Below are 26,555 nucleotides of genomic sequence, written 5' to 3'. Positions count from 1 at the left end.
TACTCGTAAGTAGCCTTTTGTAATTTTTACAATAAAATAATTAAGCAAAGCTCTCCATAGTTTTCACTTCTTCCAGTGAATTTCTCACTTTATTGCGCTGGTTTTCAATTAGTTTTTTGGTGGAAACTGCCAATGTTGTTTCTTTCAAAACATCATCATAGTCTTCTGCAAAAGCTTTTTCACCTTTAATAGTTTCTTCCAAAATAGCTTCTTCTTTGTTGCCAGAAAAAGTGGATTTCAAATTCATCCAAGTTCGGTGAGCATCTCCTTTAAAACTTGTCTCATTCTCCGGAGCATCGCCGTGTAATTTGATCTCTTCTTTAAGTTCATGACCAAATGCATACCTGTCTTCTGCCTTGTTCTGAAAGTAAGTTTTCAACTTGCTGTTTTTTACATTCCCTGCAGCAGCTTTATAACCTGCTTCAGCATCATAATTTTTTTCTAATAGCTCATTAAGCTTATTGGAAACTTCTTTAGTGTATGCCATAATTTTAGGTTTTTATTGATGTTCTACCAATGTAACCTGGAACCCAGCGACTTATCTTCAGTTAACACTTATTAACCGCTTAATTAACAAGACTTTGGTTAAAACACTTATAATCAAGGAAGTAATTGTGATTTTAGATTTTAGATTTTTTGAAAAATACGTGATCGATTTTGGTATAGAAGAAGTTAAACTTAGAGTGAAGTGCTTAAAAAATATCAGTGACTTGTAGAAATATCCTCAAAAATGCCATAAAAAAAAGCCCGATACTTTCGTATCAGGCTTTGTTTGCTCCCCCTCAACCCCGATAGTTATCGGGGCGAACCTTGGTTGTATTTATATAGTAATTTTATTCTCATCTCAGAATAGATTTTTAAGTTCTGAATATAGACTTTGCTTTTCATCTTTTTGATATGCTTCTCAACAGCTAAAGCTTGCATTTTAGATGCACATTCCATCTTTAAAAACAATTCCCAATCCTTAGCATTTGAGGTGAATTTATGTGATTCTGCTTGTTGATGGAACGCCATCCGCTGCTCAATATTTGAAGTGTAACCAATGTAGAACCTATTCAATTTTTTAGAAAATAAAATATAAACAAGGTGCTTCATCCTAAAGGTTTATATAAAACAAAAAAGCCCTACACATCTGTGTAAGCTTTATTTGCTCCCCCTCAAGGACTCGAACCTTGGACCCTCTGATCAATCCCGCACGTGCGGGACTCTAACCAACTGAGCTAACTTACCGGTAGGAATGAATTCAGGCTCTAAAAGCTTTAGAAGTAATTGTCTACTCTTTTGCTTTTTAATAAATTTTTCGACAGACTCTGCTTCGTTTCGTGAAGATCCTGCTTCAAAGACAGCTTTTAAAACCCAAGGTCTGTATTTTGACGTAAATGTATGGAATGAAGAGCTGTTGTGTTTCTCTAATCGTTTCCAAGGGTCAATTGAAGATCCTGTGTAGTATTTATCAAACTTTTCTGAGTATATGATATAGAAATAAAACATTGGCATCGATAACAAAAAAGCCCGATATTTTCATATCAGGCTTTGTTTGCTCCCCCTCAAGGACTCGAACCTTGGACCCTCTGATTAACAGTCAGATGCTCTAACCAACTGAGCTAAGGAGGAATTTATGTTTGCAAAAGACTCTCGTGTTTTGCGGTTGCAAATATAAACCAATATTTAGTTTCACAAAATATTTTCTTGAAAAAATATTAATTTTTAACCGCCCGTTAGCCAGCGGTAAACGTCGTTACCATTGGCAAACAACACCAAAGCGATAAGTACAAAGAAACCAATCATTTGCGCATATTCCATCACCTTTTCGTTAGGCTTACGACCAGAAACCATTTCGTAGAGCAGGAACATCACGTGACCTCCATCCAGTGCCGGAATAGGCAGAATGTTCATAAACGCAAGAATCAAAGAAATAAAAGCAGTAGTTGTCCAGAAGGCCTTCCAATCCCAGGCATCTGGAAACAAGCCACCTATAGCGCCAAAACCACCTACCTGAGTTGCACCTTTCTTGGTGAATACGTATTTGAACTGCGCCGCGTAATCGTGAAGCGTCCAGTAGGCGAAATCGAATCCAGCACCAATACTTTCTCCAAGACCGTATGTTTTGGTCATAATATTATCCGCATTGATAGCCGAAGTAATCACTCCAATATTTCCTTCTTCATTAGCCGTGATACTTACTTTACCAAAACCATCGCCTTCCAGTTCCCTGTCAAGACCAGGATTCTCTTGCGGCTCACTCGTATATGTAATTTCTACCGGACCTCTAGTAGTGTTTTTTATTTTTTGTCTGAACTCATGCCAGTAGTTGACTTTTTCACCATTCACAGAAGTGATCATATCACCTTTCTTCAGCCCTGCTATTTCAGCTGGAGAATCTGCCAGAACGCTATCAATCATCGGTTTTTTGATGGGAGAAAAAGGCTGAATCTCTCCAGACTGAAACAATTCCTGACCTATATCCTCTGGAATTGCTATAGTTTCTTTGCTTCCATTTGCATGCTCCACCTCCACAGTATTGACATTTCTAAGCAATAAAAATTTATTGATATCAATCTGGCTTTGTAAAGGTTCACCGTTCACGTTCAAAATTTTATCCCCGTCCTGAAAACCGTAATCTTTCATAATTTCAGAAGACTCCATACCGTTTTCAAAAACCTTTGGAGAGAGGTAATTTTCTCCATAAACAAAAAGTACCATCATGTAGATCACAAATCCCAAAATAACATTGACGGTCACTCCTCCCAGCATGATGATAAGCCGCTGCCAGGTTGGTTTGCTACGGAATTCCCAGGGCTCGGGCGGTTTGGCCATTTGCTCTTTATCCATACTCTCATCGATCATGCCCGATATTTTCACATAGCCGCCAAGCGGTAACCATCCAATACCGTAAACCGTCTCCCCTATTTTCTTTTTGAAAAGCGAAAACTTCACATCAAAAAACAAGTAAAACTTCTCAACCCTGGTTTTAAATAATTTGGCGGGTATAAAATGACCTAACTCGTGTAAAACAATAAGTATTGACAAGCTCAAAAGGAGCTGAATAGCTTTGATAAAAAATGGATCCATTAATCTGTAATTTTCAATCGCAAAAGTAATCTTTTATCGGTGCATAAAAAATTTTTGAATAGCTACAAACTTTAGTTAACAAATAATTGTAACCTATGAGACATTACAGCGTTCTCTTTCGGGTTATTTTTGCAATAGAAATCTGGAGAATGTTCAAGTTTTTTGCTAAATACAAGTTTTTCTTTGTAGTGATGCTCATCATCTCTGCCGTGGTGGTAACACTCATCTACAATCAATTAAAGCCCACACCCAAACTACCCGTCTACCAACCCAGCATGGTGACTGCAGACCTTGTGGATACTACTGTTCAATACATACGCAAATACCATAAAGTCGATGATTTTAAACTCGTCAACCAAAATGGCGATACCATCACTCAAAAGGATTACGAAGACAAAATTTACGTCGCCGATTTCTTTTTCACCACCTGCCAAAGCATTTGCATCGATATGGCCAAAAGCATGCAAACTTTGCAAAAGGAGTTCAAAAATGACGACGACATCAAACTCCTCTCCCATTCCGTCACACCAGAAATTGACGATGTACCTCAACTTAAAAAATACGCCAAGGAAAAAGAGGTTATCGACAGTAAATGGAACCTGGTAACAGGCGACAAAAAACAAATTTATAACCTTGCCCGAAAGGAATACCTCGCTTCCAAAACTGAAGGTGACGGCGGACCTTACGACCTTGTCCATACAGAGAACTTTGTGCTGGTGGACAAAGAAAAGCGCATCCGCGGATTCTACGATGGCACCAATCCCGAAGAAATCCAACAACTCATCAAGGATATTGACATCCTAAGGCTAGAATATCTTCCAGAAGAGTAATTTTTTACTTTGAATTTACCACTGCTATCTTCAATGCTTTACGATAGTAAGCTTCAATGGCGTAGCACAAATTAAAAGTGAACGTCCATTGTCGATCAGGGTTAAAGCCTAAAGTCTGCACTCAAAGATCACGTTCACCTGAAGCCGGGTGCATTTGGGCTTCAGAAATACTCTGCTTTTTAAAAACAGAATCTCACACGGTAGTACTGAGTCCTCACAGATTTTAAAAATCTGCGAGAAGTGTACGGGAAAGACCACTTAAAACTACAAGAATCAGGTTGTAAAACTTGGGTTGACATTTTTCCAGCCACCACCTTTTTTCATTTCGATAATATTAAGACCAGCACAAACCTTTCCCAATTGGCTAGTATTCAGCACATAAAGCCCTTAACTTAGAGGTGGCCGCAAAGCATCAAGAGGTTTTAGACCATCAGCATTTTAGTGTACTACTAATTATTTGTTGTCCATAGCTCACTAAATCTTCCACACACCATAAGTGTTGGAAACTCTATAATTCTCAATTCACTACCTACCAGCGGTTGGAAACGTTTCAATCCAGACCTTCAAACAAGTAAAAAGAGAAAACATGAAATTAAAAGACAAGATCATACTTATCACTGGAGCTTCCAGTGGCATTGGGGAGTCTACAGCGATGAAGTTAACTAGCGAAGGCGCCATAGTTGTTTTATGTGCCAGAAGCGTAGATAAATTGAAAGAGCTGAAAAATCAAATTGAAAAAAAAGGCGGGAAGGCCCTGGTTGTGGAAACCGATGTCACCAAGCCAGCCGATTTCAAAAAGGCGGTTTCGGAAACCCTCGAAAAATATGGGTCTGTAGATGTGTTAATCAACAACGCTGGATTAATGCCACTTTCCTACATAGAAAAGTTAAAAACCGATGACTGGGACCAAATGATAGATGTCAACATCAAAGGGGTACTCAACGGGGTGGCTGCCGTATTGCCAACAATGCGAAAAAACAAAATCGGGCATATTATAAATATATCATCTTCTGCAGCTCATCGCTATTTCCCGGGAGGTGCAGTTTATAGCGCTACCAAAATTGCTGTAAAAATGTTTTCGGAAGGTTTAAGACAAGAATTGACACCAACATATGGGATCAAAGTGACTTCCATAGAACCCGGCGCTGTCGACACAAGTCTGTTTGAAAGCATTACAGATGAAGATATTAAAGATAAACTGGAAGACCTGAAAGAAATGACAAAGCTGGAAGCAGAAGATATTGCCAATGCAATTTTCTATGCGCTAAGTCAGCCGCAAAGAGTGAACGTTAACGATGTTTTCTTAATGCCTACAGAGCAAGGATAACTAATGACCATAAAACATAACAAAATGACCCAAGTAACAACTAAAAAAGACATAGAAACCATCAATCCCGCAACAGGAAAACGTCTAAAGCATTACAGCTACATGACCGAAGGAGAGGTAAATAAGGCCATTTCCAAATGCCAGCAGGCTTTTGAGGAGTGGAAAAATGTACCTTCAGATGATCGCGCAGAATTGATCAAAGCCATAGGCAGAGAGCTGAACAATGCTAAAAAGCAACTCGCCCAGCTCATGACTGACGAAATGGGAAAAACCCTTGAGCAAAGTCTGCAGGAAGTAGATTTGTGTGTAGCGATTTGTGAATACACAGCCAAAATTGGACCCAAAGAGCTGGAGACCGAAGAACGAGCCATGCTCAACGGAGAGCGCGGCCGTGTATCTTACGCGCCTATTGGTGTGATATATGGCATCCAGCCTTGGAATTTCCCAAGCTATCAGGTGGTGCGTTATTCCATCGCCAACCTTATGGCTGGAAATGCAGTCCTGTTGAAACACGCCTCCAATGTGACAGGCTCTGGCAAATTGCTGGAGAGTATTTATTCAAAAGCCGGACTACCGGAGGGCTTATTTACTACATTGATCATCGACCATGAGCAATCGGATGAAGTGATAAAAAATAAGTCCGTAAGAGGTGTTACCCTCACAGGCAGTCCGGATGCGGGAAGAGCTATTGGTCAAAAAGCCAGTGCAGAATTGAAAAAAACTGTTTTGGAACTGGGGAGTAATGATGCTTATCTTGTTTTTGAGGATGCCGATATGGAGTTAGCCGTAAAAACGTGTGTCCAAGGACGTATATATAACAATGGGGAAACCTGTATTGCTGCCAAACGCTTTATCGTTGCCGAGAAGGTGTATGATGAGTTCCGCGATAGATTTGTAAAAGCCATGAGTGAGGTAAAAACGGGAGATCCCAATAAAGAAAGCACACAATTGGGGCCTATGGCGAGAGAAGACCTTCGTGAAGAATTGCACAACCAGGTAGTGGAAAGCGTCAAAAATGGTGCTGAAATCGCCTGCGGAGGGAAAGTCCCTACTGGAGATGGATATTTTTATCCGGCTACAGTTTTGGTGAATGTAAAACCCGGTCAACCCGCTTATGATGATGAATTTTTTGGACCCGTAGCTTCACTTATCAAAGCCAAAGATAATGAAGATGCGATGCGTATCGCCAACGATAGCCGTTTTGGACTTGGTGGTGGGATATTCTCAAAAGATGAAGATGCTGCAATTGAAATGGCAGAGAAATATTTTGACACCGGAATGGTTTTTATCAACTCGTTTGGCCTGGCCGACCCTGCCATGCCGTTTGGCGGAGTAAAAGATTCCGGTTACGGTAGAGAACACGGCGGTTTTGGTTTGAAAGAATTTGTAAACGTGAAAAGTGTGATGAAAAGGTAGATTTATTTTTTTATAGTTAGTTTGTTGATGATGGCGCTTTTAGGAAAAAATTCTAAAAGCGCCATCTGTTTGTCAGTTTGGGTTGTCTTAGGTGAAGAGAGTCAAAATTAATTTTGCTTTTACCTTTCGGCCCCAGCAGAGGACCCAACAAATAAAAATAACTAAGCCTTCAGTGCTTTTATGAGGTTCAATGAAGACTCAATAGATTTAGTTGGTCTTTACATTCAGGCGGGTGGCGCTAGATTAACGTGAATAATCAAAGCTAAATATCGCAAAGCTTCAAATTAATGGAGGTAAAAACCTCCCTGAATTCCATAGAAGGCTAGTCAGAATAAAGTAATTAAAACAACCTCCTGATCACAGCTTCAATATCGATTAATACAATGCTGAATACTCCAAGAACAATCACAAATTTAAGTAGATTGTGTAGGACGAGGTAATGGATTTTCTGCTCAGAACGCCAGACCTGGAAAAGGAAAATGATAAGCAGCACCACGCACAACATAAAATAATAATCCATATAGCCTGAATCGAAATACAGGACTAGAATTAAAGCTGGAATGATCGTGGAAATGACTAGAACGGAAATGAGTCGTTTGGTGAACTTTACACTGTATTTAACGGGAATTGTTGCATAATCAAGGGTGAAATCGCCTTTTAGATTTTCGAGATCTTTGACGAGCTCCCTTATGAGAATGATGAAAAATAAAAAAACAGCGTGAACGATGATCACAGACTCAAAATTTCTGTAGTAGACAAAAATGATAAAGAAGGGTAAAATGGCGACCAGTCCGGCGGTGAGGGTTCCTAAAAAAGGATAGCGCTTAAGTTTGTGAGAATACAGCCACAGTATAAATATGTAAAGTGAGAAAAAAAGCACGGCTTTGAAACTAACGTAACTGGCAATGATGACACTTAAAAAATTGAGAGTAAAATAGACGCCAAGCTTGGTTTTCTGACTTACATAATTATCGAGTAAGGTTTTGGTGGGTCTGTTGATCAGGTCTTTTTCGGAATCGTAGAAATTATTAATCAGGTATCCGGAAGCTATGGCCAAAGCTGTAGAAATGACAATCAAAAACAGGTTAGAATCCAAAAGGACTTGCTTTACCGGCAAGTGATAAGCCATGATAAAGACAGATGCCAGATACTGCGCCAGAATTATAATCAAAATGTTATAACCGCGAATAACGGAGAACAAACTCAAAAATTTGAGCCACAAACGTTTGTTCTCTCGAGACATGACTTAGGGAGTTTTTTTAAAACGTATACACGACTTCCAGTTTGTGGTCTTTCAAAACTGCTTTTGCTTTTTCAAAATCCTGAGTAAAGCCCAAAATATAGCCTCCACCGCCAGAGCCACAAAGCTTCAGGTAGTAATCGTTGGTTTCGATTCCTTTCTTCCACAATTCGTGAAATTGCTTAGGAATCATAGGTTTAAAGTTATCTAAAACTACATTGGACAGGTGCTTGATGTTGCCGAAAAGAGATTTGAAGTCACCTTCCAGAAAATTCTCTACACAAGCATCGGTGTGTTTCACAAACTTGTCCTTGATAATATTTCTAAACCCTTCCTGCTTCATATTTTCCATAAAGATTTGCACCATAGGAGCTGTTTCTCCTACAATACCACTGTCTAGAAGAAAAACTGCACCATTGCCGTTTTGCGTTTGGGAAGGAATGCCAGCAGGTTCTATATTGTCTTTGGAATTGATAAGGATGGGTAAACTTAGGTAACTGTTAAGCGGATCCAATCCTGAAGATTTTCCATGGAAAAAGGATTCCATTTTAGAAAAAATAGTCTTTAGCTTAAGAAGTTTGTCTTTAGAAAGATTTTCTAATACGGTGATTTTATCAAAAGCATATTTATCATAAATAGCTGCGACTAGAGCTCCACTACTTCCTACGCCATAACCCTGAGGAATGCTACTATCGAAGTACATCCCCTTATCTAAATCGGCGTTAAGCGATTCCAGATCGAAGCGTACTGGAGTTGATTTTTCTTTGTTGAGATTTTCGAGATAGTTTGAAAATCGCTTCAATTCTGCATTGGATTTGATGGCTTTGTCATCGGGTTGATCATCGACCTTTAACGCACCATTGTAGAAATTGTAAGGGATAGACAGGCCTTTGGAATCTTTGATGATACCGTATTCTCCAAATAATAAAATCTTGGAATAAAATAGAGGTCCTTTCATAGTCATTACTTAAAAAATCAATTGGTTATGCAAATATTACTGATTATTAGGAGATAATGCATCTTAATTAAGAAATAAATCGCTAACCAATTTAGTTTAGTACAAAAATAATCTTTTTTGTTCAATCTTTGATTTAAAACTTGAAACAAAGTTAAAATTGAATCTGATCGTGAATCACTTGTTCGCCCTGACAAAACTGAATTAAATTCTCATCGATAAATGCCTTTACTTTTTCATCTGAAGCTTCAGGGTACAACATATGAACATTGGCACCAGCATCTAAAGTAAAACCAACCTGAACCCCTTGCGATTGTCTAAACTCCCAAATCCTGTTGATGACTTCTAGTGTGTTGGGTTTCATCAGGATAAAATACGGTGAACTCGACATCATCATGGCGTGAAGGGATAGTGCTTCAGATTCTACCAGAGCGAAAAACTCATCAAAACCTCCAGTCGCTAAAATAGATTTTAGCTTTGTGATATTCTCATCTGCCTGTAGAAAACGCTGTTCTGCAAACGGATGACCGTGCATTAAATTATGTCCCACACTACTGCTCACCTGCTTTTGACCTTCATCAATCAACAAAATGGAATCTTTAAAATTTCTGAACTTATCCTGGACTTCATAAGGATAATCGATACCATAAAAACTAGAACTTCCTTCTATCACCTCATGTTTTCCCCAGACCACAAGTTTACCCCCTGTACTTCTGCAGGCACTCCCTGAGCCAAGCCGAGCTAGAAATGATGTTTTGTGTGCCCGAAAATCCTCTGTCATTTCAGGTGTTACCGATGCTTCCATAGCCATAAAACATTTGGCTAAAGCGGCCATTCCACTAGCTGATGAAGCAATACCACTGCTGTGAGGAAAAGTGTTTTTGGTATGAATTTCAAACTCAAAAGACTTCAAAAAAGGAATGTAGACTTCAATTCGCTTTAAAAACGTATTTATTTTTGACTTGAAAGAAGGTTTTGCTTCTCCATCTAAAAACACTTCAAAATGAAAATGATCATCGGCTTCAATCTTTGTCTTCAGAATAACTTCAGTCTGTGTTTTGCATTTTTCTAAGGTATAACTGATGGAAGTATTCTTAGGTAATTGTTCCCCATATTTTCCCCAGTATTTGACCAAAGCAATGTTACTAGGTGCTTCAGACGCATAAGTATCGAGATCTGGCAGTACGTGAGGAGTTTTGTATATAAAATCGTTTTGATTCATTTTAGCTTAATTTTGAAAGCAAATATAACGAAAGCAAGATGTAGAACAGAGGTTGTAGATCTTGAAAATTATTGATATTTTGCTTTACAGAATTTAGCTTATGAAAGTCTCAACTGTTGTCAAAATATTTATTGGTGTTGTCATTTGCCTGGGCATCGGCTTTGTAGGCTCTATAGCCACTCAAACCAGTGTAGATACCTGGTATACTACTCTCAATAAACCTGGTTTCAATCCGCCAAGCTGGTTATTTGCTCCTGTCTGGACCCTGTTATACATATTGATGGGTGTTGCTGCAGGAATGGTGTGGAGCAGAGGTTTTCATCACATTTGGGTAAAAACAGCACTTTACCATTTCGGGTTTCAGCTTGTACTCAATGCTTCGTGGTCTATTGCTTTTTTCGGTTACCAGTCTCCATTGGTAGCAATGCTGATTATTATAGCATTAATTGTGTTGGTTCTGATCACTTTTAAATGGTTTAAAGTAGTCAATACGACGGCTGCTTATCTGCTTATCCCTTATATCTTGTGGATAGTTTATGCAGCCGCTCTCAATTTTGAAATCTGGAGGCTCAACTAAATAGTTCCTAAAGCGTACAACTGATCTAAATTTGGAGATTCACTCCCGCCTTCTGGCTCAAGTGTAATTCCAAAACCTTCAGAAGTTGGAATATTTTGCAATTTGAAAAGTTTATTGCCTGGTGAATTTTCTTCAGCTAAGACTCCAATGCTATTTGGCGTAAGTGGTTCAAAGGTGAGCGACCACGCCTGATAAACCATACCTTCTGGAGCTTCCGGCAAACGACTTATGTCTAAAATTAACTCATTGGTTTCTTCATCGTAAAATGCAGCAACTGCAGAATTTGGTGCATTGAGTTCGTTTCCTGGCAAAGTGAGCTTTCTGGCACCTGGCTCAGCCATTTTTAGAAGTAATTCTTCAAGATTTTGAACCTTTTCATTAGAATTGACAACTTCTGTTTCCTTAGACTCCAATTCTGTAGACACCACTTTGATTTCTTGCTGCAGGTCCTGATTCAGTTTTAATAGCCATAAAATTCCTCCAAGGAGTAAAATAGCAGCCGCCCAACCAAAATAAGAATAGTTGGAAGTGATGATTTTTACTTTTTGTTTTACCTGAGTCGACCTTTGGTTAATCCTTTGTAGTACATTTTTTTTCACAGAGGTGTCTAAACCAGTAGAAGTAGCTTTTGACAACTCTAAAAGCGTTGTTTCTATAGCTTCAACTTCAGACTGAAGTTCAGCATCTTTGGCGACATCTGCCGCAACTTGTTTTTGCTCTTTATCTGAAAGTACCCCGTAAACGTAGAGCTCAAGTAATCCAGATTCTATATATTCTTTGGTAGTCATATTATTCTAATGTTTCTCTTAGTGAATTTAAGCAAGTTCTGTTCCTAGACTTAACGGTTCCTAAAGGAATCTCTAAAGTTTCTGAAGCTTCTTTCTGAGTATATCCCTTAAAAAACAGCAAATCGATCAACTTCACACACATTGGCTTTAGTTTATCCACAAATTTTCTAATGCCATAACCATCACTAATACTGTCCAGATCCATATCATCTTTTATAAAAAATGAAAAATTATCAAAATCTGAGTTTTTTCGCTTGTTTTTATAAGCCTTAGATCTCACTTTATCAATGGCAGCGTTTCTGGAGATGTTGAGTAGCCAGGTAAAAAATCTGCCTTTCTCGCTGGAATAGGAGTCGGATTTGTCCCATACTTTTATAAAAACATCTTGAAGCACTTCTTCTGCTATTTCTACGTCATTTACTATGGTATTGATTATTCCAAAAATATTTTCAGAATACATATCATAGATTTGAGAAAAAGCCACTTCATTTTTTTGCTTTAACTGCAAAATGAGTTCATCTGGTTGCATTGGTAATTTTTTTCTAAATCTACTTATTTTAATTCATTTAGCAAATCCTGATAAAGAAAAGGAAATTGTGGCTACTTAACACCACAATTCCTAATCAATCAACAAAAAACAACCAAAACACAAACGGTAAAAAACTTATCTATAGACATTTACGCAAATAAGTCCAATAAGGTTCAAAAAATGTTGAAATGAAATTCATTAAAAAGCGACTATGCCTTTAAAAATGTATTTTCGCAGTCTATGACCTATATACGAGTTATTATACCAGCATTTAACGAAGAAGGCTCTATTGCCAAGGTCATAAATGATGTTCCTTCTCATATTTCTGAAGTGATTGTGGTGAACAATCAATCTACAGATGCTACTGAAACAGAGGCCAGAAATGCAGGAGCAACTGTACTTTCTGAAACAAGAATGGGTTACGGTTATGCTTGTTTGAAAGGGCTTGAATACCTGAAACAAATAGATGAACCTACGGATATTGTTGTTTTCCTTGATGGAGATTATAGTGATTACCCTGAAGAAATGGATAAAATCATTGAACCAATTTTAGATGAGGATATTGATTTTGTTATTGGAGCTAGAGCCAAATCTAAACGCGAACCTGGCTCGATGACGTTTCCACAAATTTTTGGAAATTGGCTAGCAACCTCTCTAATGCGCTTGTTTTTTAATTCAAATTTTACAGACTTAGGCCCTTTTAGAGCAATCAAATATGAAAAGCTACTAAATTTGAAGATGGAAGATAAAACCTATGGCTGGACAGTTGAAATGCAGCTGAAAGCCTTAAAACAAAAACTAACTTACACCGAAGTTGATATAAATTATAGAAATAGAATTGGAGAGTCCAAAGTTTCTGGAACCGTAAAAGGGGCCGTTATGGCAGGAGTTAAAATATTGAGCTGGATTTTTAAATACGCTTTCAAATGATTCTTGATTACCTTATAATAAGTCTTTATAGCCTTGCATTGTTTATCATTTTGATTTACAGCTTGCTTGAACTTCAGCTTGTGCTAAATTATAAGAAAGCTAAGAAGATAAAAACAGAAGCGGTTCCCATTCCAGAAGACTGGCCTAAAGTTACCGTTCAGCTTCCGCTTTATAATGAAAAATACGTCGTGAAGCGCTTACTGGATAACATTTCAAAATTGGATTATCCTCAATCTAAACTGGAAATACAAGTATTGGACGACTCTACAGATGCTTCAAAAGTTTATACAGAACAACTTACTCAAGAGCTTATCAATAAAGGCATGAATGCCAAATACATTCATAGATCCAATCGAGCAAACTTTAAAGCAGGTGCGCTAAAAGAAGGTTTAAAAACTGCCGAAGGCGAATTCATCGCTGTTTTTGATGCAGATTTTCTACCCCAGTCTGGCTGGCTTAAAAAAACCATTCCTCATTTTAATAAAGATAATGTCGGGGTAGTACAGACTCGCTGGGGACATGTGAATAGAAATTACAGCTTATTAACCAGAATTCAGGCTTTTGCTTTGGATTTTCACTTCTTAATTGAGCAAGTTGGCAGGTCATTTGGCGGACATTTTATCAATTTTAATGGAACAGCAGGAATTTGGAGAAAAACCTGTATAGAAGATGCGGGGGATTGGCAAGGGGATACATTAACAGAAGACCTGGACTTAAGCTACAGAGCACAACTGAAAGGCTGGAAATTCACCTACCTCAAAGATGTTGTAACTCCTGCAGAACTTCCAGTGGTATTAAGTGCAGCACGGTCCCAGCAATTCCGCTGGAATAAAGGAGCTGCAGAGAATTTTAGAAAAAACTTTGGTGCTATTTTAAATAGTAAAAGATTGAGCATAAAATCAAAGCTTCATAGTTTTTTTCATCTTTTGAATTCGAGCATGTTCTTCCTGATTTTGCTGGTTGCCGTCTTAAGTATCCCGATCTTGTATATTAAATTTAATCAGGAATCCTGGAGCATCCTATTTTATGTATTAGCCGCTATGGGCGTAAGTACTTTTATTTTTATTTACGGCTACTGGACAAGTTACAGTGAAATTAATGGATATGGATTTTTATCCTTTTTGAAATTTATGGGTTTATTCGTTACATTCTTTTCCATAGCTATGGGATTATCTGTACACAATACGTTGGCTATTCTGGAAGGACATTTCAATAAAAAATCTGCATTTATACGTACGCCAAAATTTGACATTTCGTCAAATACTGATACCTGGAAAGGGAAAATGTACATTAATAAAAGACTGTCAATTTTAAATGGCGTAGAAATTCTTCTATTTGTTTACTTCATTTATGGGATTTACAGTGCTTATTTAACTCAGGATTTTGGACTGGTTATTTTTCACTTGATGCTATGTTTCGGTTTTGGTTTTATATCCTACAAGACTCTATTTTCTAATGCCTAATGAAATTTAAAGCTAACCAAAATTGGTTTAAAGTCTTAAGCATTATTCTGCTTTGCTTTATCTATTACTGGATTGGTTATGAACTAGAAAGACATCAGTTTTGGTTGCTTTTTTCGATGTATACGTCAGCTTTTGGGCTTTCGTTTTATCTCTACAAAAGTGGGATGCAACTCAGGCACCTGATCGGAATCAGTTTCTTATTTAAACTCATTTTTCTGTTTTCAATCCCCGAATTATCTCAGGACTTTTACCGTTTCATCTGGGACGGGATGCTGAACAATCTTGGAATTAATCCTTATCTATTCACACCCAATGAGTTGATTGACAATACTGACTTCAACCGAGGTTCTTTATCAGTTCTATTATATGATGAGATGGGAGAGTTGAGTCAAACCAACTATTCGACTTATCCGCCAATTGCTCAATTAGTATATAGTCTAAGTTATTATTTGGCAGGGGGAAATTTACTTTTTAACGTGATTAGCATACGATTGATTCAGCTCATAGCAGAGGTAGGGATTGTGGTTTTCAGCATTCGTCTTTTAAAAAAACTCAATCTGCAGAGTAAAAATATACTGTTTTTTACTCTAAACCCTTTGGTAATTCTGGAGTCAAGTTTCAGTTTGCATTTTGAAGTCATCATGTTGTTTTTCCTCGTGTTAAGTCTTTACTATGTATACATTTCAAAACTCTATGTTTCAGCAGTTGGCTTTGCAATTGCTATAGCCTCGAAGATGCTCCCATTGATGTTACTCCCATTACTGTTCCCTTTTCTGAATAAGAAAGTAAAATATTTTAGCAAAGGACAGGTACTGAGGTTTTTGAAATTTATAATTGTACTTCTCTTAAGTCTGGTCTTAGCTTACAGTTTTTTCTGGAATCCAGAATTGGTCAAAAATAACTCAAAGACACTATCGCTTTACTTTACTTCTTTTGAATTTAATGCAAGTATTTATTATATGCTGCGGTGGATCGGTTATTTGTGGAATGGGTATAATATGATAGCGGTTTTTGGAAAGTTACTCTCAATCATAGCTTTTCTAGTGATTGTCTTCTTGAGTTTTAAAAAGAAAAAAATAGATTTTAAAGCGCTTTTAAAATACATGCTTTTTGCTTCAACGGCCTACTACTTGCTTTCGACAACTGTCCATCCCTGGTATATTATGTTACCTCTTTTTTTAAGCATTTTTACTAATTTCAGATACATGCTTTTCTGGAGTTTGCTTATAGGTTTGAGCTATTCAGCTTACAAAATAGAAGGAGTCAGTGAAAATTTATGGCTGTTGGCCATTCAATATATTTCGGTATATACACTTGTGAGCTACGAAATAATATTGAAAAGAAAATTAGTCTTTTAGAGCAGACTTTTTAGATAAAACCAGATATAGACCAAAAACTAAACCCACTAGCAAGATGATCCAGATATGATCATCTATTGGAGTTGGAACATCATCTACAGGTCCCGGAGGATTCGGTGGACCTCCTCCCTGAGCTAATGCAGTAGCTGCGCCTAAAAAAGCAAACAGAGAGAATAAGATTGGTTTTTTCATTGTCATAAATGCACTCAAATTGAGTTCAATTAATTAGCAAATTTAAGCTATTCAAATTTATCAAGTCTGTTTTTATCAAATAAATTTAACTAACCAACTTAATTATATGTATTTACGTTTTAAATGTAAGATTGGTTTTGCTTGTTTTTGACTATTTTTGTTCAAATATTTATTATGAAATCTAATCTCCTTTTTTTAAGCATACTATTTTTTCTTACCATAAACTCTAATGCACAAGATAGCAATAAAATTGAAACAGTAGCTATTATTGAAATTTTAAATGATAATCAAACGCTTATAGATAAGGATACAGTTCCTATTGATCTTGTGCATAAAACTGTGAATCAGTTACTCAATGAGTTTGATCTTGAGGGTAATTTATTCCCATCGGTTACGCTCATAGTCAACTCTTCAGTGTCTGAAAATAGTATTGAAAATATTAAATACCAAATTAGGTCAACTCCTGTTCAGCTCATTAATCTTCAACGTAAAACCATCACTAATTATAATGGAATTGAGGTGGATCAAAATGTGCTGGACCAGTACAATGCCCTTATCAACTATTGGAATAGTCTCGATTCAAAAGAAAGATATTATAGAGAAAATGAATTAAAGTTTATAGAGTCTGTTGCTCAAAACATGACTATAAATCAACGCATAAGGAATGAAAAACTTCCAGGGTATTTACCCTTTGTAAAAAAAGAAACTAAAATTCCGCATCTATCTATGCTTAAAGTTGATCCTTCTCAATCTTATTTATACGTCTACAAAAATGATACGCTGGATAAGGAAACGGTTTATAAAGATCATCCGGATGCTGCTTTTGTTCTAAAAAAACGCATTATAAACGAAGAAAAAATAAACCTTGTTGAACTGACGGACAATTAATTTCCTTTCAACCTCAACCATAGTTCGGACAACAGCTTTTGAGCATCCCCCCTGTCTTTGGGTTCTTCAGTAATTTGTAAACTGTTGTTTTTCTCTTCCAGCTTATAACTAAACGCAAATTTTTCAGCATCTGGATTTAAACTTATCAAGCCAAATCTTAAGTCATTCAGATAAAAATGATTTTGTTTTTCAGTAATTGTATACCAGCCTTGAGTCACACCAATCAATCGATTTAAATTCTCATAATTTTTTAAATGGTCTATCATCTCATGCTGCTTTGGATAAGCTCTAAATTCGATAGGCTGTGTATCAAATAGTGAATATTCTGCAATAAGAAAGTCATTTTCGGTTTTCACATTGGCAGACCAGAGCAAGGTGTTGAAAGGTGTTGGCTTAGTTTCTATCTCAGAGTAAGAAATATTTTGCTGCTGAAGAGCGTTTTCAAATTTGTAAAAGGTGATCAATTTCAAGATCAGACTTATCGCTAGATACCCTGAACTTAGAACTAGCCCCCACCGATTCAATTTACGACGTTTTTCAGCTGTTCTTTTAAATCGAGAGGCTGCAATCAAACACACTAAAAAAGGCAGCGTGTAAAGTGGATCGATGACAAAAATGGTTTTAAGCGCTATTCTTAAATCCAAAGGCCAGAACAATTGCGTTCCCCAGGTTGTAAAACAATCCAAAAGAGGGTGAGTGAAAAAGCCCCAGAACATGAGTTTAGACCAGTCTAACCAGTTGGCCTCCCTATGAATTTTGGATATAAGAAAACCGAATATTGGAGCCGCTAAAACTGAAAATACTAAGGAATGAGAAAAGCCCCTGTGAATTTCTAATGCTGTTACTGTGTCGTAAAAGTTACCGACAAACACATCCAAATCTGGAATGGTTCCAGCAATAGCTCCATAAATCATGGCTTTGTTCCCGACTTTTCGTCCCAAAACTACTTCCCCAACTGCTGCACCGAGGACGATTTGCGTTAGCGAATCCATTAAGCCGTTACAAATTGGATGGTTTCCTTATGTAATTGTTTCAATAATACAGTTTTATCTTTTTCTATACGCTGGATAGCCTCATCGTCATAATGCCTGATGGTAAATAAAGAGACTCCTTTTTGATGGTCGACTTTGAATTTTGCTTTCAAAATCTCAATAAGCTTATCAACATTTTTGAATTTATTATCCACACACACTGAAAAGCTAATTGCTGAATTTTGAATCAAATCCACTTTGATCTGATGCTTGTGAAACAAAGCAAAAACCTCACTGATGTTTTCTTCTACAAAAAAGGAGAAATCCAAAGTAGAAAGCGAAAGAAATACCAGGTCTTTTTTTACGATGTAGCAAGGCAGCAATGGGTTCAATAATTTCCCTTTGCCAACTTTCGTACCCTGATCTTTTGGATTGTAAAAAGATTTCACAAACAACGGAATCTCTTTTTGCTGAAGAGGTTGAAGAGTTTTAGGGTGGATGACAGACGCTCCGTAAAAGGCTAATTCAATAGCTTCTTCGTAAGAGATTTGTTCCAAAAGACTTGTATTTTCAAACACATTGGGATCTCCGTTCAGAACTCCTGGTACATCTTTCCAAATCGTGACATTTTCAGCATTAAGACAATAAGCAAAAATACCAGCTGTGTAATCTGAACCTTCACGACCCAAAGTGGTAGTAAAGTTATTGGCGTCTGAACCGATGAAACCTTGCGTAATACTCAACTCCTCTTCGTTGATATGATTTAGAATTTTCTGTTGAGTATTTTCCCAGTTGACATCCGCATCCCGGTAAGTGCTATCTGTATCCACAAGATTTCTGCAATCGTGCCAAACATTTTCTATGCCTACAGATTTGAGATAATAGCTCACAATACTTGTACTGATTAACTCTCCAAACCCAACCACCTGATCGTAAACAAAATCGTAATTTGGAGATTTATTTCTATCAAAAAAGATGGATAACTCATCAAAAAAGTAATTGGTTTTAGTATAGGCAGGGTGAGATGCCTCCTCAAACAAATCATCGAGAATCTCGTAGTGATCCTGTTTCAATGCTGTAATAGCTTCAGGAAGTGCACTGCTCTTTTCAAAATAAAGCGATATGATATTTTCCAATTTATTGGTTGTTTTTCCCATGGCTGAGATCACAACTACCTTTTGTTTTGGGTCTGTAGTTTCTAAAACTTTAGCAACATTTCTTACTCCTTTGGCATCTTTTACAGATGCTCCTCCAAATTTATATACCTGCATTTTTATGCTTATGAATTGATTTGATTAATTTGATCTTCATTGAGTTGAACGGTTCTCCATTCTTTGAACACTGTAGCACCGTACTTTTCGTAAAAGTCTATGGCATTGGTATTCCAATCCAGGACTACCCATTCCATCCGTTTGATCTTATGCGTTTTAGCATACATTATAACAGATTCAAAAAGAGCTTTACCAACAGATTTGCTTCGCATAGATTTGGTTACGATAAGATCTTCTAGATGGACGGTCTCGCCTTTCCAGGTAGAAAATCTGGAATAAAACAAAGCCATTCCTACCACCTTAGAATTCACCTCCGCTACAAAGCATTTATAAATCGCTTTATCACCAAAACCATAGCGATAAAGGTCATCTAATGTAACCTGAACTGCATCGGGTTCGTTTTCATAAACAGCCAACTCTTGGATGAGTTCCAACATATCTTCCAGGTCCTCTGGAGTGGCAAATCTTACCTTGAAATCCATTTCACGAAATTTTTGAGTAAAAATAGTCAAGTCAGAATTAAATCGAATGAATTTGATAACCACTTTATGAAATTTTCTATTTTTGCGTCAACTACAACGTTTTCGTTATGAAAGAACACAATCAAACTCTTGGTGAGTTTATTATTGAAAATCAACAATCCTTTAAATATACTTCTGGCGAGCTCTCCAGACTTATCAACTCCATCAGATTAGCCGCAAAAGTGGTAAACCACGAAGTTAACAAAGCAGGCCTAGTAGATATTGTTGGCGATTATGGAGGAAAGAATATTCAGGGTGAAGACCAAAAAAAACTGGATGTTTACGCCAACGAAACTTTTATACAAACTCTCATCAATCGTGAAATTGTCTGCGGGATAGCTTCAGAAGAAAATGACAATTACATCACCATTCAAGGAAATAATAAAGATCATAAAAACAAATACGTTGTTCTCATGGATCCGCTGGACGGCAGTTCCAATATAGACGTGAATGTTTCTGTAGGAACCATTTTTTCAATTTACAGGCGAGTAACTCCTGTTGGGCAGCCTGTGGAAATGGAAGATTTCCTTCAGCCTGGCAACCAACAGGTAGCTGCTGGTTACATCATTTATGGAACCTCTACCATGCTGGTTTACACAACAGGACACGGCGTAAATGGATTTACACTCAACCCTGCCATCGGCACTTATTATTTATCACATCCCGACATGAAGTTCCCTGAAGATGGCAAAATTTATTCTATTAACGAAGGCAATTACATCCACTTCCCGCAAGGCGTAAAAGACTACATCAAATACTGCCAGGCACAACGCGACAAAGATCCTTATACATCGAGATACATCGGATCTTTGGTGTCAGATTTTCATAGAAATATGATCAAAGGCGGCATTTATATGTATCCTAAAAGTTCCAGTGCGGAAAAAGGTAAATTAAGGTTACTATACGAATGTAATCCCATAGCATTTATCGCAGAACAGGCCAACGGCAAAGCTTCTGACGGCTTCCAAAGGATTCTCGATATAAAACCGACTGAACTCCATGAACGCGTTCCCTTTTTCTGTGGAAGTAAAAATATGGTGGATAAGGCTGAATCCTTTATGAAAGCAGCTCATCCTAACCAGTAATCAAGTTGACTTGATACTTAAAAGTCTTCAGATTCTATAAAATGATGATAGAGGTCAAAAGAGAAGTTGTTTTCGAATAATTTTTTGGATTTTTCGATGATTTCTAGTGCATGATCTTCAGAAAAACCCAGACCCACTGCATATTTTAAAATCAAAAATTCTTCGGTCTCGTCCATTTCATTATCGACGTAGATGATACGGAGTAAATCAAACAGAAATTCTAGACGCTGTGTTTTTGAGTTGATCGCATATACAGGAAAAGAAGCAGGATTTTCTAGAATTCGCTCATAATCTTGTTTTGAGACATCAAACTTTTTGGAAAACCTCTTAAGAAGCTTTTCCTCTATGGGTTTGATGTCGCCATCAATAGCTGCAAGATTTACAAGGTTTGCAAAGTGATTTAATTTTGTAGAGGCTCTTATGTTTTCGTAAAAATCTTCTGCTGACATTTTTTAATGTTTTTAATGATAAATATAATATTAATTTCGCCTGGAATTTCTGTTGAATTTCATTTTTGTAATTTGCATAGATATGAAGAAAAAAATTATTGGAAGATTGGATAAAGCTGATTTTCCTGAACTGAACTTAAAAGACATCTCTATCAAAATAGATACGGGAGCCTATACCTCCTCTATACATTGTGAAAATATGGAGGAAAAAGAAGATGGTTTGCACTGTACCTTTTTGGATAAAGAACACCCAGAATACAACAATAAACCCTTCATTTTCAAAGATTACAACAAAATACGTGTAAAAAGCAGCAATGGTATTGCACAAAGTAGATATGAAATAAAATCAAAGATTGAAATCTTTGGAAAAGTTTATAAAATTTCACTTTCTTTGAGCAATAGAAAAGAAATGAAATACCCAGTACTTCTCGGAAGGAAATTTCTAAATAAAAAATTTATAGTAGACCCAGAACTAAAGGACTTATCGCATAACACCCAGCACCATGAACATTAAAATCTTATCTAGAAACGCAAATCTTTACTCAACAAAGCGACTTGTAGAAGCTGCCAAAAAGAGAAAGCATGACGTACAAGTCATAGATCCGCTCAAGTGTGATTTAGTCATAGAAAAGCGAAACCCGAATATTTATTATAAAGGGGAGTACATCCTGGATACTGATGCGATTATACCCAGAATTGGTGCATCCGTTACATTTTATGGGACTGCTGTGGTGAGACAGTTTGAAATGATGGGAGCTTTTAGCACTATAGATTCTGAAGCTTTGGTAAGAAGTAGAGATAAACTAAGGAGTCTACAAGTACTTTCTAGAGCGAAAATCGGTTTACCGAAAACAGTTTTTACCAATTATTCCAGAGACGTAAATGGAGTAATACAACAAGTTGGCGGAACACCTTTGGTGATCAAACTTCTGGAAGGCACGCAAGGTCTAGGTGTAGTGTTGGCAGAAACTAAAAATGCGGCGAAATCTGTTATTGAAGCCTTCAATGGTTTGCAAGCAAGAGTTATCGTTCAGGAATTCATCAAAGAAGCCAAAGGAGCCGACATCCGTGTATTTGTAGTAGATGGTCACGTCGTTGGTGCGATGAAAAGACAAGGAAAAGAAGGAGAGTTTCGTTCCAACTTACATCAGGGCGGTTCGGCAGAAGTGATTGAACTGACAGATGAAGAAGAAATTGCGGCTATCAAAGCAGCTAAAGCCATGCGCCTTGGCGTTGCAGGGGTTGACCTTTTGCAAAGTTCCAGAGGCCCTTTGATCCTTGAAGTCAATTCATCTCCAGGTCTGGAAGGTATAGAAAAAGCCACTGGAAAAGACATAGCAAGATCCATTATTCAATACATCGAAAAAAATGTGTAATGCCGCACATAGATTCTAAAAATGTTCTCCACATTCTCGATAGAAAAGTATTCCCCGGAGAAAAAGCAAGAATAAATTTTAACACAGCAAAGCTCTATACTACCACTTTGGTAGAAGTTCCTGTTATTATAGAAAGAGCAAAAAAGCCTGGTCCAGTTTTACTCATTACAGCCGGGATTCACGGAGATGAAATCAATGGTGTTGAAGCCGTGAGGCAATTTATTTCCAAGGGAATAAATAAGCCTAGCAGAGGAACTATAATTTGTGTGCCTGTACTTAATGTATTTGGTTTTTTGAACATGACCAGAGAATTTCCGGATGGAAGGGATTTGAACCGCATGTTCCCAGGATCCAAAAAAGGAGCTCTTGCCAGCAGATTTGCTCATCAATTTTCCTCTGAAATTCTTCCCGTGGCAGACTATTGTTTTGATTTTCATACAGGAGGTGCCAGTAGATTTAATGCTGCCCAAATCCGGATCGATAAAAGCGATGAAAGAGGCGAGGAACTGGCAAAAATCTTTAATGCGCCCTTTACGGTCTATTCTTCAACCATCAAAAATTCTTACAGGATGACTTGCGTAAAGCAAGGTAAAACGGTTTTGCTTTTTGAGGGTGGGAAGTCTAAAGACAATAACAAAGAGATATCAAAATACGGAGTGGATGGACTTAAACGCATCATGAAGCATTTTGACATGTTGAATTCTAATTTTGATGTAGAAGACCCTGAAGAAAATACAAAATTCATTTCCAGCACTTACTGGATGCGAGCCAAGTACAGTGGTTTGCTTCATATAAAAATCCCGATTGGAAAACTGGTCGAGAAAGGAGAGTTTGTAGCCACGATTACTGATCCCTATGGCAGTTTTAGACATAAAGTAAAGGCAAGTAATCATGGCTACATTATCAATGCCAACCAGTCGCCTATCGTCTACCAGGGCGATGCTATATTTCATATATCGAAGGAAGACAACCATGGATAAAACGGTCTTGAGAGATAAGTATAAAGCTTTAAGAGAAGACTTATTGCCCTCACAAATCGAGGAGATGAGTCTTAAAATTGCCAATCAGGCTTTAGAACTTGATATTTGGGAACTGGAGTTTTATCATTTATTCTTAACTATAGAAAAGCATAAGGAAATCAACACAGAATACCTTCTACAAATCATTTTTGGCAAAGACGGAAACGTGGTCATTCCAAAAGTAAAGAATGATGAATTAGAACATTTCTTACTCACTGATAGTACAAGATTGGTTCCCAGTAAATGGGGCATCCCCGAACCTGAAAACGGAATAAAAATAGACACGCAACAACTTGATGTAGTATTTATGCCATTGCTGGCTTACGATAATAGAGGAAATAGAATTGGTTATGGAAAAGGCTTTTATGATAAGTTCCTATCCAATTGTCGACCAGAAACACTCAAAATTGGATTATCTTTTTTCATGCCTGAAGAAGAACCCATCAAAGTTTCTAAGCATGACGTCAAGCTAGATTACGTTGTAACTCCCAACAGGATTTTAAAGTTTTAGGAATTAGTCTTTACAACCACACTGACTTGAACCACAGACAGAGCTGCTACTCTTCTTGGATTTAAAAAAGAATTTTTTTACCAAATAACCTGTCGCGATTAGAAAAATAATAAGAACAATAATTTCTTGTAACATAATTTTATTTTAAAGCTTGAAAAGCAATTAAAGCGACGACATAAGCAAAGCCAGACATCCCAAATAATTGAACCAATGGCCATTTCCAGGTGCCTGTTTCTTTTTTCACAATTGCCAGAGTACTCATACATTGCATGGCAAATGCATAAAATAAGAGTAAGCTTATTCCACTGGCAAATGTAAATAATGGTCCTCCAAGTATAGGATTGGTCTCGGCAGACATTCTGCTTTTAATGGTTTGCTCATCTTCATTACCTACACTGTAAATTGTTGCCAAAGTCCCGACAAAAACCTCTCTAGCTGCAAAGGAACTTATGATAGCAATCCCAATCTTCCAATCATATCCCAAAGGAGTAACAATTGGTTCGATGGCCTTTCCTGCATAGCCTATGTAAGAATGCTTCAGCTTGAAAGAAGAAATTTCGGTCTCCAATTCCTCATCTGTGACCCTGGAAAGATCCGTTGAAGATTTTACAATGTCATCTGCATTATCAAATTTATCGGTTGGACCATAACTAGCTAAAACCCATAGTATAATGGATATAGCCAAAATAATTTTACCAGCACCAAAGACGAAAGATTTTGTTTTCTCAACAACAGTATAGACCACATTCTTAAAAATAGGTAGCTTATAATCTGGCATTTCAACTACAAAATAAGATTTGAAGTCAATTTTTAGCATTTTACTGGCCAACCATCCGGAAGCCACTGCAGTTCCAAAACCAAGTAAATACAATAACATCAAAGTGATCCCTTGGTAATTGAAAAGCCCAAGCCAACGCTCGTTGGGTATGACTAAACTGATAATAATAAGATAAACAGGAAGTCTGGCAGAGCAGGTTGTAAACGGAACAACCAGAATTGTCACTAACCGTTCTTTCCAGCTTTCAATATTTCTTGCAGCCATGACTGCGGGTATAGCACAGGCTGTACCAGACACAAGAGGTACAACACTTTTTCCACTCATGCCAAATTTGCGCATGACTCTATCCATTAAGAACACAACACGACTCATGTAGCCAGTTTCTTCGAGGATGGAGATAAATAAGAACAAAAATGCGATTTGTGGAACAAAAATGACAATCCCTCCTATTCCAGGAATAACCCCTTCAGAAATTAAATCTGAAAGCATCCCTGCAGGGAAATTATCCTTTACAAATTCACTTAATACCAAAAATGTTTCATCGATCAAATCCATTGGATAGGTGGACCAATCGTAAATCGTTTGAAAAATTAAAAATAAGATAGACAGGAATATAACGTATCCCCAAACCTTATGAATCAAAAGGCGATCAATTTTAGCCCGAAGACCAGTAGCTAAAGCCAAATCTTTGGTCAGGGTCTCTTTCAGAGTATTGTTAATAAACTGATAACGTTTTATCGTTTCTTTCTGCTGAAGTTGTTTTATCTCTGAATCTGATTTTGGCTTGAAACCACTTTCAGAAGAAATCCTATTTCGATTGGTCTTACCGAAATTAACGTCCTGAGTGATAACTAACCAGAGTTTATACAAGTCTTGATCGGGATATGCTTTTTGTAAAGATTCAAAATAAGTTTTATCAATTGAAGAGGCGTCGAGACAGGGTTCTAAAGAAATATTTTGATATGCACTAATTGATTGCTTCAAGGCATCAAATCCTTCATTTTTTCGAGCACTTATCAAATTTACTTTTGTATTCAGTCGCTTTTCGAGTAAATCAATATCGAGTTGAATGCCTTTTCTATCCATACGGTCTGCCATATTAATGGCTAAAATAGTAGGCAAGCCCAAATCTTTTATTTGAGTAAAAAGTAAAAGATTTCGTTTTAAGTTCTCAATATCACTAACCACTACCACGACATCTGGGTAGTCTTTGTCATTTTTATTGAGAAGTAATTCTATCACAACATTCTCATCGAGCGAAGTAGCGTTTAAGCTATAAGTGCCAGGCAAATCTAAAATATGAGCTTTTAGATTTCGAGATAACTTGATAACCGCTTCTTTTTTCTCTACAGTAATCCCTGGGTAGTTACCAACTTTCTGATTTAATCCCGTTAGGTTATTAAATACTGAAGTCTTTCCTGTGTTAGGATTGCCGACTAGTGCAACATTTATCTGCTTACTCATCCTCAATCAGTTCAACATTAATAAGTCTTGCAGTGTCTTTTCTGATTGAGAGAAAGGTATCATTAATATTTAAATAGAGTGGATCTTTGAAAGGTGCTACCTGAATCAATTCTACCTCATTACCAGGTAAACAGCCCATTTCAAGTAACTTAAGTGGTATTTCTTCAGAATTCATTTCCCCAATGATGGCTCGTTGTCCTTTCTTCAAACTAGCGATAGTCGTCATCTATTTAGATTAATTTTAAACAAAAGTAAGAAGCTTTCATTTAAATTGAAGCTATTCGAATGATAAAAAATTCAAAATGAATTTTCGAATGCAATTT

At 37.1% G+C, this 26,555-nt stretch carries 30 protein-coding genes and 1 tRNA gene; 13 read left to right on the top strand and 18 right to left on the bottom strand.

Annotation, left to right across the window (positions count from 1 at the left end):
• Positions 1-40: 40 nt before the first annotated feature.
• The 5 genes from LB454_RS10885 to rseP all read right to left on the bottom strand — a co-directional run bounded on the left by LB454_RS10885 (position 41) and on the right by rseP (position 3,072).
• Positions 41-487, bottom strand: coding sequence for a ferritin-like domain-containing protein (locus tag LB454_RS10885; RefSeq protein ID WP_224464692.1), 447 nt, complete (start codon positions 485-487; stop codon positions 41-43).
• 308 nt (positions 488-795) lie between these two features.
• On the bottom strand, positions 796-1,095 hold the full coding sequence (locus LB454_RS10880) for a GIY-YIG nuclease family protein (protein WP_224464691.1): 300 nt from the start codon (positions 1,093-1,095) through the stop codon (positions 796-798).
• 90 nt (positions 1,096-1,185) lie between these two features.
• Positions 1,186-1,491, bottom strand: coding sequence for a GIY-YIG nuclease family protein (locus LB454_RS14215; protein WP_224462032.1), 306 nt, complete (start codon positions 1,489-1,491; stop codon positions 1,186-1,188).
• A gap of 49 nt (positions 1,492-1,540) precedes the next feature.
• Positions 1,541-1,614 (bottom strand) — tRNA-Asn (locus LB454_RS10870).
• A 93-nt stretch (positions 1,615-1,707) separates the two neighbouring features.
• Complete coding sequence (rseP, locus tag LB454_RS10865; protein WP_224464690.1) at positions 1,708-3,072, bottom strand: RIP metalloprotease RseP; 1,365 nt, start codon at positions 3,070-3,072, stop codon at positions 1,708-1,710.
• Between the two features lie 149 nt (positions 3,073-3,221).
• Between rseP and LB454_RS10860 the strand changes: the two genes are divergently transcribed.
• The 3 genes from LB454_RS10860 to LB454_RS10850 all read left to right on the top strand — a co-directional run bounded on the left by LB454_RS10860 (position 3,222) and on the right by LB454_RS10850 (position 6,645).
• Entirely contained in the window at positions 3,222-3,902 is a 681-nt protein-coding gene (locus LB454_RS10860; protein WP_224464726.1) for an SCO family protein, read from the top strand.
• 586 nt (positions 3,903-4,488) lie between these two features.
• Positions 4,489-5,229, top strand: coding sequence for an SDR family oxidoreductase (locus LB454_RS10855; RefSeq protein WP_224464689.1), 741 nt, complete (start codon positions 4,489-4,491; stop codon positions 5,227-5,229).
• Between the two features lie 24 nt (positions 5,230-5,253).
• A complete protein-coding gene (locus tag LB454_RS10850) occupies positions 5,254-6,645 on the top strand; it encodes an NAD-dependent succinate-semialdehyde dehydrogenase (protein WP_224464688.1) in 1,392 nt (463 codons plus the stop codon).
• 340 nt (positions 6,646-6,985) lie between these two features.
• On the opposite strand, the gene LB454_RS10845 is transcribed toward LB454_RS10850, so the two are convergent.
• The 3 genes from LB454_RS10845 to LB454_RS10835 form a co-directional block, all read right to left on the bottom strand.
• A complete protein-coding gene (locus LB454_RS10845) occupies positions 6,986-7,888 on the bottom strand; it encodes a geranylgeranylglycerol-phosphate geranylgeranyltransferase (RefSeq protein ID WP_224464687.1) in 903 nt (300 codons plus the stop codon).
• A gap of 16 nt (positions 7,889-7,904) precedes the next feature.
• Positions 7,905-8,843, bottom strand: coding sequence for a mevalonate kinase family protein (locus LB454_RS10840; protein WP_224464686.1), 939 nt, complete (start codon positions 8,841-8,843; stop codon positions 7,905-7,907).
• A gap of 151 nt (positions 8,844-8,994) precedes the next feature.
• Complete coding sequence (locus LB454_RS10835) at positions 8,995-10,062, bottom strand: diphosphomevalonate/mevalonate 3,5-bisphosphate decarboxylase family protein (protein WP_224464685.1); 1,068 nt, start codon at positions 10,060-10,062, stop codon at positions 8,995-8,997.
• A gap of 100 nt (positions 10,063-10,162) precedes the next feature.
• On the opposite strand from LB454_RS10835, the gene LB454_RS10830 reads away from it, so the two are divergent.
• Positions 10,163-10,639, top strand: a complete 477-nt coding sequence (locus LB454_RS10830; protein WP_224464684.1) for a TspO/MBR family protein — start codon at positions 10,163-10,165, stop codon at positions 10,637-10,639.
• Here LB454_RS10830 and LB454_RS10825 read toward each other — a convergent pair.
• Together LB454_RS10825 and LB454_RS10820 are read right to left on the bottom strand one after the other, a co-directional pair.
• A complete protein-coding gene (locus LB454_RS10825) occupies positions 10,636-11,427 on the bottom strand; it encodes an anti-sigma factor (protein WP_224464683.1) in 792 nt (263 codons plus the stop codon). The genes LB454_RS10830 and LB454_RS10825 overlap by 4 nt on opposite strands.
• Position 11,428: 1 nt before the next feature.
• Positions 11,429-11,956 (bottom strand): RNA polymerase sigma factor, encoded by a 528-nt coding sequence (locus LB454_RS10820; protein WP_224464682.1) that lies wholly within the window; start codon positions 11,954-11,956, stop codon positions 11,429-11,431.
• Between the two features lie 240 nt (positions 11,957-12,196).
• On the opposite strand from LB454_RS10820, the gene LB454_RS10815 reads away from it, so the two are divergent.
• Genes LB454_RS10815 through LB454_RS10805 form a run of 3 tightly spaced genes read left to right on the top strand, consistent with a single transcriptional unit; the run spans position 12,197 to position 15,707 of the window.
• Positions 12,197-12,886, top strand: a complete 690-nt coding sequence (locus LB454_RS10815; protein WP_224464681.1) for a glycosyltransferase family 2 protein — start codon at positions 12,197-12,199, stop codon at positions 12,884-12,886.
• Complete coding sequence (locus tag LB454_RS10810; RefSeq protein WP_224464680.1) at positions 12,883-14,349, top strand: cellulose synthase family protein; 1,467 nt, start codon at positions 12,883-12,885, stop codon at positions 14,347-14,349. The genes LB454_RS10815 and LB454_RS10810 overlap by 4 nt, the downstream gene beginning before the upstream one ends.
• Positions 14,349-15,707: a glycosyltransferase ArnT-like protein gene (locus tag LB454_RS10805; protein ID WP_224464679.1), complete on the top strand. Its 1,359-nt coding sequence runs from the start codon at positions 14,349-14,351 to the stop codon at positions 15,705-15,707. The genes LB454_RS10810 and LB454_RS10805 overlap by 1 nt, the downstream gene beginning before the upstream one ends.
• Here LB454_RS10805 and LB454_RS10800 read toward each other — a convergent pair.
• Positions 15,696-15,905, bottom strand: coding sequence for a hypothetical protein (locus tag LB454_RS10800; RefSeq protein ID WP_224464678.1), 210 nt, complete (start codon positions 15,903-15,905; stop codon positions 15,696-15,698). The genes LB454_RS10805 and LB454_RS10800 overlap by 12 nt on opposite strands.
• 168 nt (positions 15,906-16,073) lie before the next feature.
• On the opposite strand from LB454_RS10800, the gene LB454_RS10795 reads away from it, so the two are divergent.
• Positions 16,074-16,787, top strand: coding sequence for a hypothetical protein (locus LB454_RS10795; protein ID WP_224464677.1), 714 nt, complete (start codon positions 16,074-16,076; stop codon positions 16,785-16,787).
• On the opposite strand, the gene LB454_RS10790 is transcribed toward LB454_RS10795, so the two are convergent.
• From LB454_RS10790 to LB454_RS10780, 3 genes are read right to left on the bottom strand one after another with little or no spacing between them, the layout of a single operon-like run.
• Complete coding sequence (locus tag LB454_RS10790) at positions 16,784-17,779, bottom strand: metal-dependent hydrolase (protein WP_224464676.1); 996 nt, start codon at positions 17,777-17,779, stop codon at positions 16,784-16,786. The genes LB454_RS10795 and LB454_RS10790 overlap by 4 nt on opposite strands.
• On the bottom strand, positions 17,779-19,029 hold the full coding sequence (locus LB454_RS10785) for an aspartate kinase (protein WP_224464675.1): 1,251 nt from the start codon (positions 19,027-19,029) through the stop codon (positions 17,779-17,781). Before LB454_RS10785 ends, LB454_RS10790 begins: the two co-directional genes overlap by 1 nt.
• 8 nt (positions 19,030-19,037) lie before the next feature.
• Entirely contained in the window at positions 19,038-19,511 is a 474-nt protein-coding gene (locus LB454_RS10780; RefSeq protein ID WP_224464674.1) for a GNAT family N-acetyltransferase, read from the bottom strand.
• A gap of 107 nt (positions 19,512-19,618) precedes the next feature.
• Here LB454_RS10780 and fbp point away from each other — a divergent pair, with 107 nt between their 5' ends.
• The gene (fbp, locus tag LB454_RS10775) at positions 19,619-20,635 is read left to right on the top strand and encodes a class 1 fructose-bisphosphatase (RefSeq protein ID WP_224464673.1); all 1,017 of its coding nucleotides are present in this window, start codon (positions 19,619-19,621) and stop codon (positions 20,633-20,635) included.
• Between the two features lie 17 nt (positions 20,636-20,652).
• Here the strand turns inward: fbp and LB454_RS10770 are convergent, their stop codons facing one another.
• Positions 20,653-21,084 carry a tellurite resistance TerB family protein gene (locus tag LB454_RS10770; RefSeq protein WP_224464672.1) on the bottom strand — a complete coding sequence of 144 codons (432 nt, stop codon included), beginning with the start codon at positions 21,082-21,084 and terminating at the stop codon, positions 20,653-20,655.
• A gap of 82 nt (positions 21,085-21,166) precedes the next feature.
• Here LB454_RS10770 and LB454_RS10765 point away from each other — a divergent pair, with 82 nt between their 5' ends.
• The 4 genes from LB454_RS10765 to LB454_RS10750 are packed head-to-tail and all read left to right on the top strand — an operon-like array spanning position 21,167 to position 23,990.
• A complete protein-coding gene (locus tag LB454_RS10765) occupies positions 21,167-21,598 on the top strand; it encodes an ATP-dependent zinc protease family protein (RefSeq protein WP_224464671.1) in 432 nt (143 codons plus the stop codon).
• A complete protein-coding gene (gene rimK, locus LB454_RS10760) occupies positions 21,588-22,460 on the top strand; it encodes a 30S ribosomal protein S6--L-glutamate ligase (protein WP_224464670.1) in 873 nt (290 codons plus the stop codon). The genes LB454_RS10765 and rimK overlap by 11 nt, the downstream gene beginning before the upstream one ends.
• Positions 22,460-23,440, top strand: coding sequence for a succinylglutamate desuccinylase/aspartoacylase family protein (locus tag LB454_RS10755; RefSeq protein WP_224464669.1), 981 nt, complete (start codon positions 22,460-22,462; stop codon positions 23,438-23,440). The genes rimK and LB454_RS10755 overlap by 1 nt, the downstream gene beginning before the upstream one ends.
• Positions 23,433-23,990 carry a 5-formyltetrahydrofolate cyclo-ligase gene (locus LB454_RS10750; RefSeq protein WP_224464668.1) on the top strand — a complete coding sequence of 186 codons (558 nt, stop codon included), beginning with the start codon at positions 23,433-23,435 and terminating at the stop codon, positions 23,988-23,990. The genes LB454_RS10755 and LB454_RS10750 overlap by 8 nt, the downstream gene beginning before the upstream one ends.
• 3 nt (positions 23,991-23,993) lie before the next feature.
• On the opposite strand, the gene LB454_RS14170 is transcribed toward LB454_RS10750, so the two are convergent.
• Genes LB454_RS14170 through LB454_RS10735 form a run of 3 tightly spaced genes read right to left on the bottom strand, consistent with a single transcriptional unit; the run spans position 23,994 to position 26,458 of the window.
• Complete coding sequence (locus LB454_RS14170; RefSeq protein WP_262902780.1) at positions 23,994-24,125, bottom strand: FeoB-associated Cys-rich membrane protein; 132 nt, start codon at positions 24,123-24,125, stop codon at positions 23,994-23,996.
• 4 nt (positions 24,126-24,129) lie between these two features.
• The gene (feoB, locus tag LB454_RS10740) at positions 24,130-26,232 is read right to left on the bottom strand and encodes a ferrous iron transport protein B (protein WP_224464667.1); all 2,103 of its coding nucleotides are present in this window, start codon (positions 26,230-26,232) and stop codon (positions 24,130-24,132) included.
• Positions 26,225-26,458: a FeoA family protein gene (locus tag LB454_RS10735; protein WP_224464666.1), complete on the bottom strand. Its 234-nt coding sequence runs from the start codon at positions 26,456-26,458 to the stop codon at positions 26,225-26,227. Before LB454_RS10735 ends, feoB begins: the two co-directional genes overlap by 8 nt.
• Between the last annotated feature and the right edge of the window lie 97 nt (positions 26,459-26,555).

The organism is Psychroflexus montanilacus (assembly GCF_020164535.1).
Taxonomy (GTDB): domain Bacteria; phylum Bacteroidota; class Bacteroidia; order Flavobacteriales; family Flavobacteriaceae; genus Psychroflexus; species Psychroflexus montanilacus.
This window is presented reverse-complemented; position numbering and strand designations above follow the sequence as displayed.

What these genes read in the sequence shown, in the direction of transcription:
- feoB (WP_224464667.1), bottom strand. Translation starts at nt 26,232, where the DNA reads ATGAGTAAGCAGATAAATGTTGCACTAGTCGGCAATCCTAACACAGGA.
- LB454_RS10830 (WP_224464684.1), top strand. Translation starts at nt 10,163, where the DNA reads ATGAAAGTCTCAACTGTTGTCAAAATATTTATTGGTGTTGTCATTTGC.
- LB454_RS14215 (WP_224462032.1), bottom strand. Translation starts at nt 1,491, where the DNA reads ATGTTTTATTTCTATATCATATACTCAGAAAAGTTTGATAAATACTAC.
- LB454_RS10840 (WP_224464686.1), bottom strand. Translation starts at nt 8,843, where the DNA reads ATGAAAGGACCTCTATTTTATTCCAAGATTTTATTATTTGGAGAATAC.
- LB454_RS10825 (WP_224464683.1), bottom strand. Translation starts at nt 11,427, where the DNA reads ATGACTACCAAAGAATATATAGAATCTGGATTACTTGAGCTCTACGTT.
- LB454_RS10820 (WP_224464682.1), bottom strand. Translation starts at nt 11,956, where the DNA reads ATGCAACCAGATGAACTCATTTTGCAGTTAAAGCAAAAAAATGAAGTG.
- LB454_RS10780 (WP_224464674.1), bottom strand. Translation starts at nt 19,511, where the DNA reads ATGGATTTCAAGGTAAGATTTGCCACTCCAGAGGACCTGGAAGATATG.
- LB454_RS10815 (WP_224464681.1), top strand. Translation starts at nt 12,197, where the DNA reads ATGACCTATATACGAGTTATTATACCAGCATTTAACGAAGAAGGCTCT.
- LB454_RS10785 (WP_224464675.1), bottom strand. Translation starts at nt 19,029, where the DNA reads ATGCAGGTATATAAATTTGGAGGAGCATCTGTAAAAGATGCCAAAGGA.
- LB454_RS10735 (WP_224464666.1), bottom strand. Translation starts at nt 26,458, where the DNA reads ATGACGACTATCGCTAGTTTGAAGAAAGGACAACGAGCCATCATTGGG.
- LB454_RS10790 (WP_224464676.1), bottom strand. Translation starts at nt 17,779, where the DNA reads ATGGATTCGCTAACGCAAATCGTCCTCGGTGCAGCAGTTGGGGAAGTA.
- LB454_RS10765 (WP_224464671.1), top strand. Translation starts at nt 21,167, where the DNA reads ATGAAGAAAAAAATTATTGGAAGATTGGATAAAGCTGATTTTCCTGAA.
- LB454_RS10750 (WP_224464668.1), top strand. Translation starts at nt 23,433, where the DNA reads ATGGATAAAACGGTCTTGAGAGATAAGTATAAAGCTTTAAGAGAAGAC.
- LB454_RS10770 (WP_224464672.1), bottom strand. Translation starts at nt 21,084, where the DNA reads ATGTCAGCAGAAGATTTTTACGAAAACATAAGAGCCTCTACAAAATTA.
- LB454_RS10885 (WP_224464692.1), bottom strand. Translation starts at nt 487, where the DNA reads ATGGCATACACTAAAGAAGTTTCCAATAAGCTTAATGAGCTATTAGAA.
- LB454_RS10800 (WP_224464678.1), bottom strand. Translation starts at nt 15,905, where the DNA reads ATGACAATGAAAAAACCAATCTTATTCTCTCTGTTTGCTTTTTTAGGC.
- LB454_RS10795 (WP_224464677.1), top strand. Translation starts at nt 16,074, where the DNA reads ATGAAATCTAATCTCCTTTTTTTAAGCATACTATTTTTTCTTACCATA.
- LB454_RS14170 (WP_262902780.1), bottom strand. Translation starts at nt 24,125, where the DNA reads ATGTTACAAGAAATTATTGTTCTTATTATTTTTCTAATCGCGACAGGT.
- LB454_RS10805 (WP_224464679.1), top strand. Translation starts at nt 14,349, where the DNA reads ATGAAATTTAAAGCTAACCAAAATTGGTTTAAAGTCTTAAGCATTATT.
- LB454_RS10845 (WP_224464687.1), bottom strand. Translation starts at nt 7,888, where the DNA reads ATGTCTCGAGAGAACAAACGTTTGTGGCTCAAATTTTTGAGTTTGTTC.
- LB454_RS10860 (WP_224464726.1), top strand. Translation starts at nt 3,222, where the DNA reads ATGTTCAAGTTTTTTGCTAAATACAAGTTTTTCTTTGTAGTGATGCTC.
- LB454_RS10810 (WP_224464680.1), top strand. Translation starts at nt 12,883, where the DNA reads ATGATTCTTGATTACCTTATAATAAGTCTTTATAGCCTTGCATTGTTT.
- LB454_RS10850 (WP_224464688.1), top strand. Translation starts at nt 5,254, where the DNA reads ATGACCCAAGTAACAACTAAAAAAGACATAGAAACCATCAATCCCGCA.
- fbp (WP_224464673.1), top strand. Translation starts at nt 19,619, where the DNA reads ATGAAAGAACACAATCAAACTCTTGGTGAGTTTATTATTGAAAATCAA.
- rseP (WP_224464690.1), bottom strand. Translation starts at nt 3,072, where the DNA reads ATGGATCCATTTTTTATCAAAGCTATTCAGCTCCTTTTGAGCTTGTCA.
- LB454_RS10755 (WP_224464669.1), top strand. Translation starts at nt 22,460, where the DNA reads ATGCCGCACATAGATTCTAAAAATGTTCTCCACATTCTCGATAGAAAA.
- LB454_RS10855 (WP_224464689.1), top strand. Translation starts at nt 4,489, where the DNA reads ATGAAATTAAAAGACAAGATCATACTTATCACTGGAGCTTCCAGTGGC.
- rimK (WP_224464670.1), top strand. Translation starts at nt 21,588, where the DNA reads ATGAACATTAAAATCTTATCTAGAAACGCAAATCTTTACTCAACAAAG.
- LB454_RS10835 (WP_224464685.1), bottom strand. Translation starts at nt 10,062, where the DNA reads ATGAATCAAAACGATTTTATATACAAAACTCCTCACGTACTGCCAGAT.
- LB454_RS10880 (WP_224464691.1), bottom strand. Translation starts at nt 1,095, where the DNA reads ATGAAGCACCTTGTTTATATTTTATTTTCTAAAAAATTGAATAGGTTC.